This window comes from Amycolatopsis sp. NPDC049691 (genome assembly GCF_040675005.1).
Taxonomy (GTDB): Bacteria; Actinomycetota; Actinomycetes; order Mycobacteriales; family Pseudonocardiaceae; genus Amycolatopsis.
In genome coordinates this window covers 339552-356974 of sequence record NZ_JBFANX010000004.1, presented here as the reverse complement: position 1 = coordinate 356974, position 17423 = coordinate 339552, and the positions used below count along the sequence as shown (strand labels likewise).

Below are 17423 nucleotides of genomic sequence, written 5' to 3'. Positions count from 1 at the left end.
ACGGGGTCAGCGAGGGGTGAGCCCGGTGATTTTCCAGGTGTTTCCCTCACGTTCCGCGGCCACCGAAAGCTGGGCCGCGGCGGAACTGCTGGAATTGTTGTCGGCGCGGGTCGCCGATTGGTCGAGGAACACGAGCAGCCGGGCGTGGCCGTCGCGGATCTCCTGCACCGCGGAAGACGTCACCCGCGTCGTCAGCACCAGTTTCTGGGCCGGTGCCTTTTCCTTCACCTGCGCGAACAGCCGGTCGTAGGTGGTGCGGGCGTCCCCGCGCAGGACGTCGTCGGCGGCCTGCTCGGTGACGTCGGTCCGGTCGTAGGAGTAGGAGAAGATCCGGTTGAGCGCGAGCGTCACCGCCGAGGTGACCTCCGCGGTGGCCCCGACGTCGGTCAGGGCGTGGTTGGCCGCGGCCGGGTCGTCCGCCGCCGACCGCGCCGCCACGGTGAACGCCACGCCGGTCCCGGCGAACAGCACCGAGACCGCGACCAGCAGCGACAGCAGCCACTGGCGGCGCCGCGGCTCCTCGGCGGCGACCTCTTCGGTCGTCACTTCGGCTTCTTCGGTAGTGGTGCTCATCTCGCCCCCACCGGCAGCTCGTCGAGCGCACTGAGCTTCCAGCCGCCCTCGGTCCGGGTCAGCCCCGCGGCGAACCGGTTGCGCTTGGTCGCCGGGGCGACGCCTTCCTTCTGCGCGGTGATCTCCACCGACGCGATCAGCTTCGCGGTGCCGGCGTGCTCGTCCAGCTCGCTGAGCGCCGCGTCCAGCACCTTGCCGGTGGACACCGTGGCGTCCTGGGTGAGGGTTTTCTTCGTGGCGTCGTCGGTGTGGGCGAGCCGGTCGTGCAGCGGGCCGGTCGAGGCGTCGAGCCACTGGTCGAGCCCCTGGTCGAGCTGGTGGTAGTCGAGGGTGCACAGCCGCGCGACCAGCTCGCGGCCGGCGGTCAGCGCCTCGTCGCGCGCGGTGCCGTAGGTCAGCTCGGCGCTGTGCGCGGTGCGGTACCAGGTGAACCCCGACCAGCCCGCGAAGGCGGCGGTGACGACGACGGCGAGCACCGCCGCCCGCAGCGGCCACTTCACTTTCCCAGCCACAGCATCTCCTCGAGGGTCGGGGACACCGTCAGGCCGTCCGGCGCGGTGAGCGGGACGCCGGAGCCGGGCACCGCCGGCGCGGGGACCGGCAGGTGGGCCGCGTTCTGCGAGCCACGCACCGAAGTCGCGTCGCCCTTCTCGAGCGTGCACGACGCGCCGGTGTTGAACGGCAGCGGCGAGGTGTCCGTGCTGGGCCGGAACCGCGTGCCTTCGTACCCGGCCCGGCAGGGGACGGGGTCGTAGAACGTCAGCGCCATGCCGAGGTTGCCGTCGCCGCCGTCGAACGCCGTCGACGTCGCCGCGACCACCTTCGGCGTCGCGATCAGCAGCTGCTCCAGGTCGCCGGTGCGGGCCTGGACCACCTGCGCGGTGGTGAGCAGGTTGGCCAGCACGATCGGCAGCCCGGGGTCGGTCTCCTTCAGCAGGGTGCCCAGCTCGGACGCGGCGGGCGGCGCGGTGGCGATCAGCCGCCGCAGGTCACCGTCCGAAGAGGACAGCTGCGCGGCGAACAGCTTGGCGTTGCTCGTGAACGAACGCCATTCGGCCGAGGAGTCCAGCTGGGTCCGCAGCACGGTCGAGCCGTCGTCGATCAGCTTCGTCGTCTGCGGCAGGTTGGCCGCCGCGTCCTTCGTGAACGACGTCGCGGTGTCCAGCAGCACCTGCAGGTCCGGGCCGGTGCCGCGCAGCGCGTCGTCCAGCTCGTCGACGACCGTGCGCAGGTCGCCGGTCGGCACCGACGCGGTCAGCGAGTCGAGGTCGCCGAGCAGGTGCTGCACCGGCATCGGCAGCGTCGTCTTCTCCCGCGGGATGACCGAGCCGCCGGCCAGGTACGGACCGTCGGACGTGCGCGGCTGCAGGTCGACGTACTGCTCGCCGACCGCGGACCGGTTGGCCACGACGGCCTGGGCGTTCGCCGGGATCGGCGGCGCCGAGCCGTCGATGACGAGGTCGGCCTCCATCCCGGACGGCGTCAGCCGCAGCTCGCCGATCCGCCCGACGGCGACGCCGCGGTAGGTCACCTCGCCGTTCGTGAAGATGCCGCCGCCCTCGGCGAGCTCCAGCTTCACGGTGTAGCCGCTGCCGCCGAAGAGCCGGTCGATCCCGGCGTAGTTCGCGCCGACGAACGCGACCGTGACGAGCGAGATCACGACGAACGCGACGACCTGGACCCGGACCCGGGTGGTGAGCATCACTGACCTCCCGTCGGCAGCGGGAGGACCGGCAGGCCGGGCGGGGTGCCCTCGCCGGGCGGCGGCAGCGGCACCCCGGGCGCCGGGATGACCGACAGGTAGACGTTGAGGTAGTCGCCCTTGATCGCCGGGATCACCGCGTCGGTGTACGGGAAGGACGGCAGGATTTCCAGGGCCCTCGGCAGCGACGCCCCGGCGTCGGCGAGGCGGTGCAGGATCGGGGCGAGCGCCCGGAGATCGGCGACCAGGTCGTCCTTGCTCTTGTGGATGACGTCGGTGGCGACGCCGGAGAGGTCGTCGAGCGACTGCAGCATCGCCACGAGCTGGGTGCGCTGGTCGGTCAGCGTGCGCAGGCCCGGCGTCAGGTCGGTGAGCGCGCCGGACACCTGCTTGTCGCGGTCGGCGAGCGTCGTCGCGAGCCGGTTGACGCCTTCGAGGGCCGCGGTGATGTCCTGGCGGTGCGCGTCGAGGTCGGTGGCCAGGGTGTTGACGCCGGAGAGGAACGAGCGGATCTGCGTCTCGTTGCCGGTCATGACCTTGGACAGCTCGCGGTTGATGGTCTGCAGCTGCCCGATGCCCCCGCCGTTGAGCAGCAGGGAAAGTGCGCCGAAGACCTCTTCGAACTCGGGGTTGCGGTTGGTGCGCGACACCGGGATCACGGCGTTGTCGGCCAGCCGCGCGCCCGCCTTCGCTTCTCCTTCGGGGGCCGCGAGCTCGACGAACTTCTCGCCCAGCAGGCTGGACTGCCGCAGCCGCGCGACGGCGTCGGCGGGCAGCACGACGTCGCCGTTGACCTCGACGACGGCCTCGGCGGTCCAGCCGTCCGAGCCGAGCCGGATGGTCTCCACGCGCCCGACCGGCACGTCGCCGACCTTGACCGCGGCCTGCGGCACCAGGTCGAGGACGTCGGCGAACTGGACGGTGACGTGGTACGGGTGGTCGCCGACGTCGGCGCCGCCGGGCAGCGGCAGGTCGTAGACGCCCTTGAACTCGCCGGAACAAGCCGTTAGTACCAGGCAGCAGCCTGCCGCCAGTGCCGCGACGCGTCTCAGTGGTCTCATCGGCCGCCCGCCTCGTTCGTGTAGACGGATCCGGTCACCGGGAGCGGCAGGTAGTCGAGCAGGTCGGTGCGGCTCTGCAGTGCCCCGGTGGCGGGGTCGATCGTCTGGAGCAGGTTGGTCGCGGCCAGCGGCGCGGTTTCGAGGTACTCGGCCAGGGACGCGCGCTGGTCGACGAGCGTCTGCGTGGTCACCGCCAGCTTGTCCACATTGGACTTGATGAGCGCCCGGTTGTCCTTGAGGAACCCCTGGATGTCGCCGAGCGCGGTGCCGAGCGAGCGCAGGGCCGAAGCCAGTTCGTCGCGGTTGGCCGACAGCGTGCCCGACACCGACGAGAGCTGCTGGTTGACCTTGGCCACCTGGTCGTCGTTGGCGGCCAGCATGGACGTGAACCGCTGCAGCTCCCGGACGGTGGTGAACAGGTCGCCGGAGTTGCCCGCCAGGGTCCGGGCCAGCTCCGCCAGCTGCCGCACGGAGTCGTTGAACGCGGTCCCGTTGCCGCGCAGGTTGTTCGCGCCGGTGGTGAGCAGGTCCGACAGTGCGCCGTTCTTGTTGGCGCCGTCCGGGCCGAGCGCCTTGGTGAGGGTGTCGAGGCTCGCGTACAGCTCGTCCAGCTCGACCGGGGTCGCGCTGCGGTCGACGCCGATGGTCGCGCCGTTCACCAGCCGCGGCCCGCCGCGCGCCGGCTTCGAGAACTGGACGTACCGGTCGGCGACGACGCTGGGCGCGATGACGACGACGTCGGTGTCGGCGGCGATCGGCGCGGAGCCGTCGTAGGTCAGCGTCACCTCGACCTGCTCGCCGCGCGGGGTCACCGACTCGACCTGGCCGATCCGGACGCCGAGCAGCCGGACGTCCGAGCCGCTGTAGACGCCGACCGCGCGGGAGAACAGCACGGTGGCGCGGTCGAGGCCGGTGCCGGAGAAGACCCACCACAGCCCGGCCACGACGACGAGCGCCGTGACGACCGCCGCGGCGAGGAACCGGTAGGTGCGGGTGGCGTTCACTTCGGGGCTCCGAACTGCTTCGGCGGCGTGCACGGGTCACGGTTTTCGGGCAGCAGGCCGCAGAGGTAGGCGTCGAGCCAGCGGCCGTTGCCGAGCGCGTTGTTCGCCAGCCGGAAGTACGGGCCGGCCGCGGCCAGGCTCTTCTCCAGGTTGCCGTTCTGGCGGGACAGCAGGTCGGTGACGGTGTTCAGCTGGCTCAACGCGGGCTTGAGCGCCGCGGTGTTGTCGGCGACCAGCCCGGAGAGCTGCGTGGCCAGCGCCTGCGCGCCGGTCAGCAGGTCGTGGATGGCCTGGCGGCGCCGGTCCAGCTCGCCCAGCAGCAGGTTGCCGTCGGAGAGCAGCTGCTCGAAGTCCTCGTTGGAGTTCGCCAGCGTCGTCGTGATCTTGCGCGCGTTGGCCAGCAGGTCGGCGAGCTGGTCGTCGCGGGAGGACACCGTCTTCGACAGCGCGGACAGGCCGTCGAGCGCGGTGCGCACGTGGGCCGGGGCGTTGCGGAAGGTGTCGCTGATCGCGGTGAAGCTGTCGGCGAGCTGCGTGGTGTCGATCGAGCCCGCGGTGTTCGCGAGGCCGTTGAACGCCTCGGTGACGTCGTAGGGCGTGACGGTCCGGGTGCGCGGGATCGCCTGGTCCGGGTCCTGCACGGCGTCCCCGGTCGGCTTGAGAGCGAGGAACTTGCGGCCCAGCAACGTCTTGATCCGGATCTCCGCCGACGTCCGGTCGCCGACCCACGCGTTCTCGACGCGGAAGGTGACGAGCACGTGGTCGTCGGCCAGCTCGACGTCGCGCACCTCGCCGACCTTGATGCCGGCGACGCGGACCTCGTCGTCGGCCTGCAGCCCGGCCGCTTCCGAGAACTCGGCGCGGTAGGTGGTGCCGCCGCCGACGACCGGCAGGTTGTCGTAGTTGAACGTCACGGTCAGCAGCGCGGCGAGGACGACGCTCCCGGCGACGCCGAGGGCGAGCGGATTGCGTTCCTTGAAGGACTTCACGAGCCGCACCTCTCCGCCGTGACGGGCGTTCCGCGCGGGGGCGTGGTCTGCAGGGTGGAGCTGCAGAGGTAGAAGTTCATCCACGAGCCGTAGGAGGCGATCCGGCCCAGGCTGTTCAGCTTCTCCGGCAGCGTCGTCAGCGTCTGTTCCAGGCCCGGCAGGGTCTTGTCGTCGGCGAGGTTCTTCGTGACGCCGTCGAGCCCGGTGATGCTGTCCTTCAACGGCGTCCGCGCGTCGCCGAGCAGGCCCGCGGTGGCCGTGGAGAGGTCGCCGAGGCCGCCGATCGCGTCGCCGATCGCCGTGCGGTCCGCGGCCAGGCCGGAGACGAGCTCCCGCAGCGTCGAGATCAGCGTCGTCAGCGCGGTGCCCTTGCTGTTCACCGTGCCGAGCACGTGGTTGAGGTTGGTGATGACGTCGCCGATCAGCCGGTCCCGGCTCGCCAGCGTCGAGGTGAGCGAGCCGGTGTGGGCCAGCAGCTCCTCGACGGTGCCGCCTTCGCCTTGCAGCACCTGGACGATCTCGCCGGAGAGCTGGTTGACGTCGGTGGGCGAGAGCGCCTGGAACAGCGGCTTGAAGCCGTTGAAGAGGTCGGTCAGGTCCAGTGCCGGCGTCGTGCGGTTCAGCGGGATCTCCCCGCCGACCGGGAGGGTGCCCTTGCCGCCCGCGCCGCGTTCGAGCGCGATGTAGCGCTGCCCGACCATGTTGCGGTACTTGATGACCGCGCCGACGTCGGCGGGCAGCTGCCGGCCTTCGTCGAGGGAGAACTTCACGTGCGCCAGACTGTGGTCGGCGATCTCCAGCTCCTCGACCTGGCCAACCCGGACGCCGGAGATCCGGACGTCGTCGCCGACGTTCAACGAGGTCGCGTCGGTGAACGTGGCGCCGTAGAGGTCGGTGCGGCCGACGCCGGTGTTCGCGATGGACACGGCCAGCAGCACGGTCGCGGCCGTCGTGACCAGGATGAAGATCAGGCTCTTGACCAGCGGGGCGGCGAACTTCCTCACTTGAGCGTCACCTCCGTGCCGCGGTAGAGCGCGCCGACCAGCACGCTGCTCCAGTCCGCGACCTGCCCGGTGGGCACGCCCAGCTGCGGCGCCAGGATCGTGGCGAGCAGTTCCCGTTCCTGGGGCGAGTTCGCGACGCCGAGGTCGTCGCGCGTGCCGGTCACGAGCGGGTGCTGCGGCGCGCCGGGCGCGACCGCGGCGGTGCCGGTCGTCGGGGCGACGCCGCTGGGGTAGCAGCGCGGGCCGCCGCCGTCGGAGGGGTACATCGGGTCGTCCTTGCCGGGCACGTACTTGCCGCGCGCCTGGCTGACGGTGACCTGCGCGTGCATGCCGGGCTGGTTCGTGCCCTTGCCGAGCGCCTCGTCGACCGGCCCGCGCAGCGCGTCCATCGCCTTGATGGTGCACGGGAAGCTGGGGGAGTAGCGCGCCGCGACCTCCAGCGCCGAGCGGCTGTCGGCGGAGAGGGTGATGATGTTGTTCTTGTTGCGGTTCAGGAACTCCCGGACCTCACCCGAAGAACTCGAGACCTCCTGGTAGACGGTCGCGAGGTCGGGTGCCTTGTCCCGCACGGTGTTCAGCGTGACGGCGGAGTCGGTGAGCGCGTCCAGGAGGTCCGGGGCGATGTCGCCGTAGAGCCGGGACACCGACGCGAGGTCCTGGACGTCCTTGGTGAACGCCGGCAGCTGCGGGTTGAAGTCCGTCAAGTAGCCGGCGGCGGTGGAAAGCGTTTCGCCGATCTGCTCGCCGCGGCCCTGCAATGCCGTCGACACCGCGGTCAGCGTCGTCGCGAGCTTCTGCGGCTGGACGGCTTTCAGCAGCGGCAGCAGGTTGTCGAAGACGCGTTCCAGCTCGATCGCGTTCGCCGAGCGGTCCTGCTCGATCACGGACCCGGCGACCAGGTGCGGGGTACGGACACCGTCCGGAATGGACAGCTGGACGTACCGCTCGCCGAACAGCGTCTTCGGCACCAGCAGCGCGGAAACGTTGCCCGGCAGCATGTCCACCTTGTCCGGCTCCAGAGCAAGCGCTATCTCGGCGCCCTGCGGTGTCGCCCGGACCTCGCGGATCTCGCCGACGAGCACGCCGCGGGCCTTGACCTGGCCGCCCGCCTGCAGCTGGTTGCCGATCCGGCTCGCCTTGAGCGTCACCGGGACCGTGCTGACGAAGTCCTTGTCGTACACCTTGATCGAGAGCGTCACGAGCACGCCCAGCACCACCAGGAACAGCACGCCCGCGGTGCGGATCCCGGCCTTGCGGCGGGTTTCGCGTCTCATCCGGCCACCTGCACGGTGGTCGTCGCGCCCCAGATCGCCAGGGACAGGAAGAAGTCGAGCACGCTGATCGCGACGATCGCGGTGCGCACCGCGCGGCCGACCGCGACGCCCACGCCCGCCGGGCCACCGCTCGCGCGGAAGCCGTAGTAGCAGTGGGCCAGCACCACGACGACGCTGAACACCAGCACCTTCCCGAACGACCACAGCACGTCGCCCGGCGGGAGGAACAGCAGGAAGTAGTGGTCGTAGGTGCCCGCGGACTGCCCGAAGAACCAGACGGTGATCTGCCGCGAGGCGAGGTAGCTCGACAGCAGCCCGATCGCGTAGAGCGGGATGACGGCGAGGAAACCGGCGATCACCCGCGTCGTCACCAGGTACGGGACGCTCGGGATGCCCATGACCTCGAGGGCGTCGATCTCCTCGGAGATCCGCATCGCGCCCAGCTGCGCGGTGAACCCGCAGCCGACGGTGGCGGACAGGGCGAGGCCGCTCACCAGCGGCGCGATCTCGCGCGTGTTGAAGTAGGCGGAGACGAACCCGGCGAACGCCGACGTCCCGACCTGGTTGAGCGCGGAGTAGCCCTGCAGCCCGACGACCGTGCCGGTGGCCACGGTCATCCCGATCATCACGCCGATCGTGCCGCCGATGACGGCGAGCGCGCCGCTGCCGAAGCTGACTTCGGCCAGCAGCCGGACGATCTCGCGCAGGTAGCGGCGCAGCGCGCGCGGGATCCAGGCGATCGCGCGGAGGAAGAAGAGGATCTGGTCGCCGAGGACGTCGAGGAAGCCGAACCGGCGGTCGACGGCTTCGCGGACCCTCGCGGCCGGGGTGGTCGTCACCATGTCAGCTCCCCTTCGGCGGCACGAGCTGCAGGTAGACGGTGGTGAGCACCAGGTTCAGCACGAACAGCAGCAGGAACGTGATGACCACGGACTGGTTGACGGCGTCGCCGACCCCCTTCGGCCCGCCCTTGGGGTTGAGCCCGCGGTAGGCGGCCACGACGCCGGCGACGAACCCGAAGATGACCGCCTTGATCTCGCTGATCCACAGGTCGGGCAGCTGGGCCAGGGCCGAGAAGCTCGCCAGGTACGCGCCGGGTGTGCCGTGCTGCATGATCACGTTGAAGAAGTAGCCGCCGAGCACGCCGACGACACTGACCATGCCGTTGAGGAAGACGGCGACCCCCATCGCGGCGAGCACCCGCGGCACGATCAGCCGCTGCACGGGCGAGACGCCGAGGACCTCCATGGCGTCGATCTCTTCGCGGATGGTGCGCGACCCGAGATCGGCGCACATCGCGCTGCCGCCCGCGCCGGCGATGAGCAGCGCGGTGACGATCGGGCTGGCCTGCTGGATGATGGCGAGGACGCTGGCCGCGCCGGTGAACGACTGCGCGCCGATCTGCGTCGTCAGCGACCCGATGTGCAGCGCGATGACCGCGCCGAACGGGACGGAGACCAGGGCCGTCGGCAGGATCGACACGCTCGCGATGAACCAGAACTGCTGGATCAGCTCACGCGCCTGGAACGGGCGGCGGAACGTCAGCCGGACGACGTCGAGGCCGAGCCCGTAGAGCCGCCCGGTCTGCCGCAGCGCGGCGGCCCCGGGGAACGACGCCGTCGTCGTCCGTTCGGCCATTCGTGTGCCTCCCCAGCGGTTCCGGCGGCACGCCGAATACGCCCGAGATGAGCAAGGGGAAATGGTCCGAACGGGGTAACAAATGTCGGCCATTCACGGTCTCGGGGAACACCGTGCCGTTTCCTACTGGTCGGTACGCTAACGACGGCCCTGCTGGGAGACAAGAACTTGAGCGGGATCGCGCGGTCACGGGCTGGTAACCGCGCATTTCTTGTCCGGCGCTGACAAACGGACCGGATCTTGTTGTCAAAGATGGAAAAGAAAATACCGACCCGGCTGCCGGAAGTGCCGGAAGGGCACTTTTGTAGCACCCGGACACGCGGAAGGGCACCTCCAGCGCGTGCAGGTGCCCTTCGGTGCGGCGGGTCAGGACTTGAGGCCGGCCAGCAGCTCGTAGGAGCGGACCCGGTCGGCGTGCCCGTGGACCATCGTCGTGACCATCAGCTCGTTCGCGCCCGTGTCGGCCAGCAGCTGCTCGAGTCCCTTGTGGACCGTCTCCGGCGAGCCGATGATGCTCGAGCCGAAGCGCTCGGCCAGGAACGCGCGGTCCATCTCCGTGTACGGGTACTCGGCCGCTTCCTCCGGGGTCGGCAGCGCGATCGGGCGGCCGCGGCGCAGGCTCAGGAACGTCAGGCCGGACGGCCCGGCGAGGAACCGCGCGCGCTCGTCGGTCTCGGCGGCGACGACCGACACGCCGAGCATCACGTACGGCTCGTCGAGCACCCCCGGCCGGAAGTTCTCGCGGTACAGCTGCACGGCCGGGATCGTGTTCTCGGCGGCGAAGTGGTGGGCGAAGGAGAACGGCAGCCCGAGGCGCCCGGCCAGCTGCGCGCTGAAGCCGCTCGAACCGAGCAGCCACACCGGCGGCTGGTTGCCCTCGGCCACCACCGCGTTGACCCCGCGGGCCTCCGAATGGGTGAAGTAGCCGATCAGCTCCTGCAGGTGCTCCGGGAAGTTCTCCGCGGACAGCCCGCCCGGGCCGCGCAGCGCCAGCGCCGTCCGCTGGTCGGTGCCCGGCGCGCGGCCGATGCCCAGGTCGATGCGGCCCGGGTGGAACGCCTCCAGGGTGCCGAACTGCTCGGCGACGACCAGCGGCGCGTGGTTGGGCAGCATGATCCCGCCCGACCCGACGCGGATCCGCTCGGTCGCGTCGGCGACGTGCCCGATCAGCACGGCCGTCGCCGAGCTGGCGATGCCGGGCATGTTGTGGTGCTCGGCCAGCCAGTAGCGGGTGAAGCCCAGCCGTTCCGCGTGGCGGGCGAGGTCCAGGGTGTTGCGCAGCGTCTCGCCGACGGTGTTCCCCTCCGAAACGGGGGACAGGTCGAGCACGGACAGCGGCACGTCAGGCAGTGAGCTCACAACCGGGGTCAACGCCCCGGTGCCGCGTTTGCTTCCCGGCCCGCTGTGACGGCCTTCACGGACCGGGGAAGATGACGCATGGCCGAGCTTCCCCTCCGCGATCGAGCGGGCAACGTCCTGCTGGCCGTGCGCCAGGTCGCGGAAAGCGATCTCACGCGGCCGGCCGCCGCGGTCCCGATGCCGGCTTCCCTGGTCGTGGCCGTCCACGCCGGCGCCGTCCTGATGATGTTCGACCGGCGGCGGCAGCAGTGGGAGCTGCCCGGCGGCATGCGGGAGGCCGGGGAGAGCTGCCGGCGGGCGGCGGCCCGGGAACTGGCCGAGGAGACCGGCATCCGCGGGGTGGCGCTGACCTTCGCGGCGGTGGCCGAGTTCGCCCTGACCCGGCCCGCGCGCCGGGAGCTGCTCGCCGTCTACCGGACCGATCTCCCCGCCGCGCCCCGGCTCAGTCTCGGCGAAGAAGGGCTCGGCTTCCGCTGGTGGTCGCCCGGCGCGCCCGTGGGCGCGGACACGAGCCCGCTGGACGCGGAGATCGCCGCGCGGGTCTTCGCCTGAAGGCGGCCGGTTTTCCCGAACGGGCCCGGCCCGGCGCGCGACCCGATACCGTGGGACGGAAACCGGAACAGGGAGGACGGGGTGCCGCGTCCGGAGCGACCCTTGGATCCCGGGGACGACCCGCTGACCGCATTCGCCGCCGATCTGCGGCGGTTGCGGGAAAGCGCCGGGAATCCGACGTACCGCGAGCTCGGCCGGCGTGCGCACTATTCGGCCGGGACGCTTTCGGAGGCCGCCGGCGGGCGGAAACTTCCCAGCCTGGCCGTGACGCTGGCCTACGTCCGGGCCTGCGGCGGAGTACCCGGTGAATGGGAAGAGCGCTGGCACGCCGTCGCCGACGACGCGCGTTCGGAGGTAGCCGGCGCGCCGCCCGCGCCGGAAACCGGGGAAAAGCCGCCGTACGTCGGGCTGGCCGCATTCACCCCCGCCGACGCGAGCCGGTTCTTCGGCCGCGAGCGGCTGGTCGAAAAGCTCGTCACGCGGCTTTCGGGACAACGTTTTCTCGCCGTTCTCGGCGCGTCCGGTTCGGGGAAGTCGTCGCTGCTGCGGGCCGGCCTGCTGCCGTCGGTGAAGGACCCGGTCGTCCTGCTGACCCCGGGCGCCCGGCCGCTGCAGGAGTGCGCCGTGAAGTTCGCGGCCGCGCTCGGTCTCGCGCCCGGCGCGCTGCTCGACGACTTCGCCGCGCACCCGCGCAACCTCGGCCTCGCCGCTCGGCAGCTCGCCGAGCTGGACGACACTGACGTCGTGCTGGTCGTCGATCAGTTCGAAGAGGTCTTCACCCTCTGCCAGGACGAGCAGGAACGCGCCCGGTTCCTCGACGCGCTCGTCACCGCGACCACCGAGCCCGGCAGCCGGACCCGGGTCGTCCTGGGCATCCGCACCGACTTCTACACCCACTGCGCGCGGCACGCCGACCTCGCCGAAGCCATGCAGGACGCGCAGGTCCTCGTCGGCCCGATGACCACCGAGGAGCTGCGGCAGGCGATCTCGCGGCCCGCCGTCGACGCCGGGTACCGGGTCGAGACCGCGCTCGTCTCCCGGCTCGTCGCCGACGCCGCGGGCCGGCCGGGCGTCCTGCCGCTGCTCTCGCACGCCCTCCTCGAAACGTGGCGGCGGCGCCGCGGCACCACGCTCACCCTGGCCGGGTACGAGTCGACCGGCGGCATCGAGCGGGCCATCGCCCAGACGTCGGAAAGCACTTTCGCGCGGCTCTCGCCGCGCCAGCAGCGGCTGGCCCGGCAGGTCTTCCTCCGGATGACCGCGCTCGGCGAAGGCACCGAAGACACCAAGCGCCGGATCGGCCGCGGCGAGCTCGACACCGACGACGAGGACACCGCCGTCGTGCTCGACGGCCTCGCCGCCGCGCGGCTGGTCACCCTCGACGACACCGGCATCGAGATCACGCACGAGGCTCTCATCCGCGGCTGGCCGCGGCTGCGCGAGTGGCTCACCGAAGACCGCGAGGGCCTGCGCGTGCACCGCCAGCTCACCGAGGCGACCGACGCCTGGGAGGCCGTCGGCGAGGACCCCGGCTGGCTCCACCGGGGCACCCGGCTGGCCATCGCGCGGGAGTGGGCCGCGCGCCAGGACACCGCGCTGTCCCAGCGGGAACGGCGGTTCCTCGACGCCAGTCTCGCCGTCGAGCACGCCGAACAGGAGCGCGACCGCCGTCGCACCCGGCGGCTGCGGCAGCTCGTCGCGCTGCTCGCCGTGCTGCTGGTGGTCGCCGTCGCGGCCACCGCGTACGCCGTGCACGCCCAGAGCACGGCCACCGGCCAGCGCAACAGCGCGCTCGCGCAGAAGGTCGCCGGGCAGGCGCTGGCCATGCGGGCCACCAACCCCGCGCTGGCCGCGCAGCTCGCGCTCGCCGCGTACCGCCTCGACCCGAGTGCCGAAGCGCGCAGCAGCGTGCTCGGCGTGTTCGCGACGCCGTATTCGACGCGCGTCACCGGGCACACCGGCCGGGTCAACACCGTCGCCCTGCGCCCGGACGGCCGGGTCCTCGCCACCGCGAGCTGGGACGGGACCGCGCGCCTGTGGGACGTCCGGGACCCGCACCACCCGGTCCCGCTGGGCGTGCTGACCGGGCACACCGGCAACGTCAACAACGTCGCCTTCTCCGCCGACGGCCGCACCGTCGCGACCGCGGGCTTCGACGGCACCGCCCGCGTCTGGGACGTGCGCGACCCCGCCCGGCCGGGGCCCGGGATGATCGTCGAGCAGCACGAGGGCAAGTCCTACGCGGTCGCCTTCAGCCCGGTCGCGCCGCTGCTGGTGACCGGTGACGTCGCCGGCACGCTGCGGCTGTACGACACCACCGACCCGGCCCACCCGCGGCCGGCCGGGGAGCTGACCGGGCACACGTCGTACGTCAACAACCTCGCCTTCAGCCCGGACGGCCGGCTGCTGGCCTCCGCGTCGGCCGACAAGACCGCCCGCCTCTGGGACGTCGGGGCGCGGCGCCCGCTCGGTGTCGTGACCGGGCACACCGACGTCGTGCACTCGGTCGCCTTCAGCCGGGACGGGCACACCCTCGCGACGGCTTCGGCCGATCAGACGGCGCGCCTGTGGGACGTCACCGATCCCGCCGCGCCGGCGCAGCTGGCGTCGCTCGGCGCGCACAAGGCGATCGTCCGGTCGGTCGCGTTCGGTCCGGACGGGCACACCCTCGCCACGACCGGCTTCGACCGCACCGCGCGGCTGTGGGACGTCGCCGACCCGCGGCAGCCGCGTGAGCTGCAGTCCCTGCCCGGGCACATCGGCGCGGTCGGGTCCGTGGTGTTCGGCCGCGACGGGCGCACGCTCGCCACGGCCAGCGACGACCAGTCCGCCCGGCTCTGGGACCTGCCCGGCCCCGCCGTCCCGGCCCACACGGCGCGGGCGTGCCACGAAGCCTTCGGCCGCGGGGTGCTCGCGACCGGCGGTTACGACCAGGTCGTGCGGCTGCACGACCTCGCCGACCCGGCCGCGCCGCGGACGGTCGCCACGATCGGCGGCTTCGGCAACGCGGTCTGCGGCGTCGCGATCAGCCCGGACGGCCGTACGCTGGCCACCGGCAGCTGGGACCACACGATGACGCTGCGGGACATCACCGACCCGGCCCGCCCCGGGCCGCCGACGGTGTTCTCCCGCCCGCACGACGAGATCGACGCGGTCGCGTTCAGCCCGGACGGCAGGCTCCTCGCCACGGCGGGCGACGGCCACACCGTCCGGCTCTGGGACCTCGCCGACCGCCTGCACCCGGTCGAGATCGCGAAGCTGCAGGGCCACGACGACGACGTCCACACGCTCGCCTTCAGCCCCGACGGCCGGACCCTGGCCAGCGGCAGCTGGGACCACACCGCGCGGCTGTGGGACGTCTCGGCGCCCCGAGCCCCGCGGCCCCTGGCCAAGCTCGAAGGGCACACCGACACGGTCTTCTCGGTCGCGTTCAGCCCCGACGGCCGCACGCTGGCGACCGCGGGCGCCGACCGCGTGGTGCGCCTGTGGTCCGTCGCCGACCCCGCCGCCGCGCGGGTTTCGGCGGTCCTCGCCGGGCACACCGACATCGTCATGGCGGTGTCCTTCAGCGGCGACGGGAAGGTGCTGGCGTCCGGCAGCTACGACCGCACGGTCCGGCTGTGGGACGTCGCCCGCGCCGAGCCGTACGCGGTGCTGCCGGAGGAAGCGGACCGGGTCTACGCGGTCCAGTTCGCCCCTGACGGCCACACGCTGGCGGGCGCCGTCGCGGACGGCACGGTACGGTTCGCGGAGACCGATCCTGACCGGGCGGCCGAACGGATCTGCGCGGTCGCGGCTCCCCGGATCACGGAAACCGAGTGGTCGGCGAGCCTGCCGGGCATCGACTACGCCCCGCCCTGTTCATAACGAGTTGTTCGGCGTTGTTGTTCGGTGCCGACGCGCGGACACCGAACAACTTTTGTCCACTAGACATGCCCTCGGACGGCGTCCGTCCGCGAGACGTTTCTTCACCGGGGGTCTGAAGGGCTCCTTCGAGGGCGCGGGAAACCCCGCATCCCGCCTCTCGAAGGGGCCCTTCAGCGTGTCAGGCGGCCGGGATCCAGCCGGGGTCGGACGCCAGCACGATCAGCTGCTGCGTCGCCCGGGTCAGCGCCACGTACAGCACCCTGCGGCCGGTCGTCGACTCCACGATCAGATCGTTCGGCTCGACGAGCACCACCGCGTCGTACTCCAGGCCCTTCGAGTCCAGGCTGCCGACGACCTTGAGCCGCTCGTCCGCCTGCCCCGAGACCCAGGCGGCGACCTCCGGCACGCGGTCCATCGCCGTGATGACGCCGACCGTGCCCTCGACCGCGCCCAGCAGCTCCTTCACCGCCGCCTGCGTCGCGGCCGCCAGGCCCGCCGCCTCGACCGGGCGGACCTCCGGCTCGACGCCGGTCTTGCGCACGGCCACCGGCAGCTCGCCGGCCTCCGCGTGCCCCGCCACGACCTTGGCCGCGAGGTCGAAGATCTCCGCCGAGTTCCGGTAGTTCGTCCGCAGCGTGAACCGCCGCCGGGCCGTCTTCAGGCCGAACGCCTGGTCGCGCGCGGAAGCCGCCTCCGCGGGGTCCGGCCACGAGCTCTGCACGGGGTCGCCGACCACGGTCCAGCTCGCGTACTTGCCGCGCCGCCCGACCATCCGCCACTGCATCGGCGAGAGGTCCTGCGACTCGTCGACGACGACGTGGGAGTACTCGTCGTAGTGCTCCGGCCGCGTCGGCGCCCCGCCGGAGCGCTCCGGCTCGGCCTCGAGCACCTGGCGGCGCTTGCGCTTCGGCGGCGGCCCGATCAGCACGCGCAGCTCGTCGAGCAGCGCGACGTCCGCGATCGACCAGCCCCGCGAGCGGTCCGCGAGGTCCGCCGCCAGCAGCGAGATCTCCTGCCGGTTCAGCACGCCCTTGGCCACCGACGCCAGCCGCTTCTCCTCGCCCAGCCACTTGAGGACCTGCGCCGGGTAGAGCACCGGCCACCACACGACCAGGAACCGGTGGAAGTCGATCCGCTCGCCCAGGTCGGTGATCAGCTCGGCGCGGTCGATCTGCTTGCCGTCGGCCTTCGCGTACTCCTCGGCCTTCGCCGCCAGCGCGTCGAGCAGCAGCTCCGCCGCCCGGATCCGCGACCGGTTCGGCGGCGCGCCCTGCGTGTGGGCCTTGCGGCGGACCTTCTCCAGCTCCCGGGCGGTCAGCTTGAGGACCTCGCCGCGGTAGACGATCCGCATCTCCTCCGGCGCGCCCGGCGGCGTGTCGCGCAGCGCCCGCAGCAGGATCTTGCGCATCCGCAGCGAGCCCTTGATCGCGGCCAGCGGCGCCGCGTCCTGCCGGGTCGCCTCGAGCCCGTCGAGGACCTCGCCGAGCGCGCGCAGTTCGACGTTCGTCTCCCCCATCGAGGGGAGGACACGCGAGATGTAGCTGGTGAAGACGCCCGACGGCCCGATGACCAGGACGCCGGCGCCGCCCAGCTGGCGGCGGTAGCGGTAGAGCAGGTAGGCCGCGCGGTGCAGGGCGACGGCGGTCTTGCCGGTGCCGGGACCGCCGGTGATCTCGGTGACCCCGCGCCACGGCGCCCGGATGACCTCGTCCTGCTCCTTCTGGATGGTCGCGACGATGTCGCGCATCTTCTCGCCGCGCGAGCGCCCCAGCGCGGCCATGAGCGCGCCTTCGCCGACGATCCGCATGTCCTCGGGGACGGCGTCGGCGATCAGGACGTCGTCGTCGACGTCGAGGACGTTCTGGCCCGAGCAGCGGATCACGCGCCGCCGCACGACGTCCATCGGCTCCTCGGCGGTGGCCTGGTAGAACGCGGCCGCGGCCGGCGCGCGCCAGTCCGTGACGAGGTTGTCGAACTCGGCGTCGCGGATGCCGAGCCGTCCGACGTAGGTGCGTTCGCCCTCGCGGTCGTCGAGGCGACCGAAGACCAGCCCCTCGTACTCGGCGTCGAGCGACTGGAGCGTCTGGTTCGCGTGGTAGACCATCATGTCGCGCTCGAACAGCATCGACGCCTGCTCGAAGATCGCCTCGCGCTGGGCGCCCTGGCCGATCTCGTAGCCCTTCGTGCGCATCGCCTCGGCTTGGGTGCGCAGTTCGTCCAGACGGGTGTACACGCGATCGACGTGGGCTTGTTCGATGGCGATCTCGGCCCGTCTGACCCGAGGTTCCGACACGCATGGCTCCTTGACAGCTCTGGATCGCCTCCGAGGGCGAAGAACGACTCTACGCGTTGGCTCCGGCGGGCACACCGATGTCCCGGCCATCAGTGCGCCGTGTCATG

14 protein-coding genes are annotated in these 17423 nt (G+C 72.0%); 2 read left to right on the top strand and 12 right to left on the bottom strand.

Going from position 1 to position 17423, the window contains the following annotated elements; all coding sequences use genetic code 11:
* Nucleotides 1-6 precede the first annotated feature (6 nt).
* From AB0J40_RS11585 to AB0J40_RS11535, 11 genes are all read right to left on the bottom strand, one after another.
* A complete protein-coding gene (locus tag AB0J40_RS11585; RefSeq protein ID WP_364450919.1) occupies nucleotides 7-573 on the bottom strand; it encodes a hypothetical protein in 567 nt (188 codons plus the stop codon).
* The gene (locus AB0J40_RS11580; RefSeq protein ID WP_364451376.1) at nucleotides 570-1073 is read right to left on the bottom strand and encodes a hypothetical protein; all 504 of its coding nucleotides are present in this window, start codon (nucleotides 1071-1073) and stop codon (nucleotides 570-572) included. Before AB0J40_RS11580 ends, AB0J40_RS11585 begins: the two co-directional genes overlap by 4 nt.
* A complete protein-coding gene (locus AB0J40_RS11575; RefSeq protein ID WP_364450916.1) occupies nucleotides 1070-2275 on the bottom strand; it encodes an MlaD family protein in 1206 nt (401 codons plus the stop codon). The genes AB0J40_RS11580 and AB0J40_RS11575 overlap by 4 nt, the downstream gene beginning before the upstream one ends.
* On the bottom strand, nucleotides 2275-3336 hold the full coding sequence (locus AB0J40_RS11570; protein ID WP_364450913.1) for an MCE family protein: 1062 nt from the start codon (nucleotides 3334-3336) through the stop codon (nucleotides 2275-2277). Before AB0J40_RS11570 ends, AB0J40_RS11575 begins: the two co-directional genes overlap by 1 nt.
* Nucleotides 3333-4340, bottom strand: coding sequence for an MCE family protein (locus tag AB0J40_RS11565; RefSeq protein ID WP_364450911.1), 1008 nt, complete (start codon nucleotides 4338-4340; stop codon nucleotides 3333-3335). Before AB0J40_RS11565 ends, AB0J40_RS11570 begins: the two co-directional genes overlap by 4 nt.
* Nucleotides 4337-5329, bottom strand: coding sequence for an MCE family protein (locus tag AB0J40_RS11560; RefSeq protein ID WP_364450908.1), 993 nt, complete (start codon nucleotides 5327-5329; stop codon nucleotides 4337-4339). The genes AB0J40_RS11565 and AB0J40_RS11560 overlap by 4 nt, the downstream gene beginning before the upstream one ends.
* A complete protein-coding gene (locus tag AB0J40_RS11555) occupies nucleotides 5326-6333 on the bottom strand; it encodes an MCE family protein (protein WP_364450905.1) in 1008 nt (335 codons plus the stop codon). Before AB0J40_RS11555 ends, AB0J40_RS11560 begins: the two co-directional genes overlap by 4 nt.
* Nucleotides 6330-7607, bottom strand: a complete 1278-nt coding sequence (locus AB0J40_RS11550; RefSeq protein WP_364450903.1) for an MCE family protein — start codon at nucleotides 7605-7607, stop codon at nucleotides 6330-6332. The genes AB0J40_RS11555 and AB0J40_RS11550 overlap by 4 nt, the downstream gene beginning before the upstream one ends.
* Nucleotides 7604-8449: an ABC transporter permease gene (locus tag AB0J40_RS11545; RefSeq protein WP_364450900.1), complete on the bottom strand. Its 846-nt coding sequence runs from the start codon at nucleotides 8447-8449 to the stop codon at nucleotides 7604-7606. Before AB0J40_RS11545 ends, AB0J40_RS11550 begins: the two co-directional genes overlap by 4 nt.
* 1 nt (nucleotide 8450) lies before the next feature.
* On the bottom strand, nucleotides 8451-9245 hold the full coding sequence (locus AB0J40_RS11540; RefSeq protein ID WP_364450897.1) for an ABC transporter permease: 795 nt from the start codon (nucleotides 9243-9245) through the stop codon (nucleotides 8451-8453).
* 366 nt (nucleotides 9246-9611) lie between these two features.
* A complete protein-coding gene (locus AB0J40_RS11535) occupies nucleotides 9612-10604 on the bottom strand; it encodes an LLM class flavin-dependent oxidoreductase (RefSeq protein ID WP_364450895.1) in 993 nt (330 codons plus the stop codon).
* A gap of 78 nt (nucleotides 10605-10682) precedes the next feature.
* Between AB0J40_RS11535 and AB0J40_RS11530 the strand changes: the two genes are divergently transcribed.
* On the top strand, nucleotides 10683-11156 hold the full coding sequence (locus tag AB0J40_RS11530) for an NUDIX hydrolase (RefSeq protein WP_364450892.1): 474 nt from the start codon (nucleotides 10683-10685) through the stop codon (nucleotides 11154-11156).
* A gap of 102 nt (nucleotides 11157-11258) precedes the next feature.
* Nucleotides 11259-15023 (top strand): hypothetical protein, encoded by a 3765-nt coding sequence (locus AB0J40_RS11525; RefSeq protein ID WP_364450890.1) that lies wholly within the window; start codon nucleotides 11259-11261, stop codon nucleotides 15021-15023.
* A gap of 178 nt (nucleotides 15024-15201) precedes the next feature.
* Here the strand turns inward: AB0J40_RS11525 and AB0J40_RS11520 are convergent, their stop codons facing one another.
* The gene (locus tag AB0J40_RS11520) at nucleotides 15202-17316 is read right to left on the bottom strand and encodes an AAA family ATPase (protein WP_364450887.1); all 2115 of its coding nucleotides are present in this window, start codon (nucleotides 17314-17316) and stop codon (nucleotides 15202-15204) included.
* Nucleotides 17317-17423 lie beyond the last annotated feature (107 nt).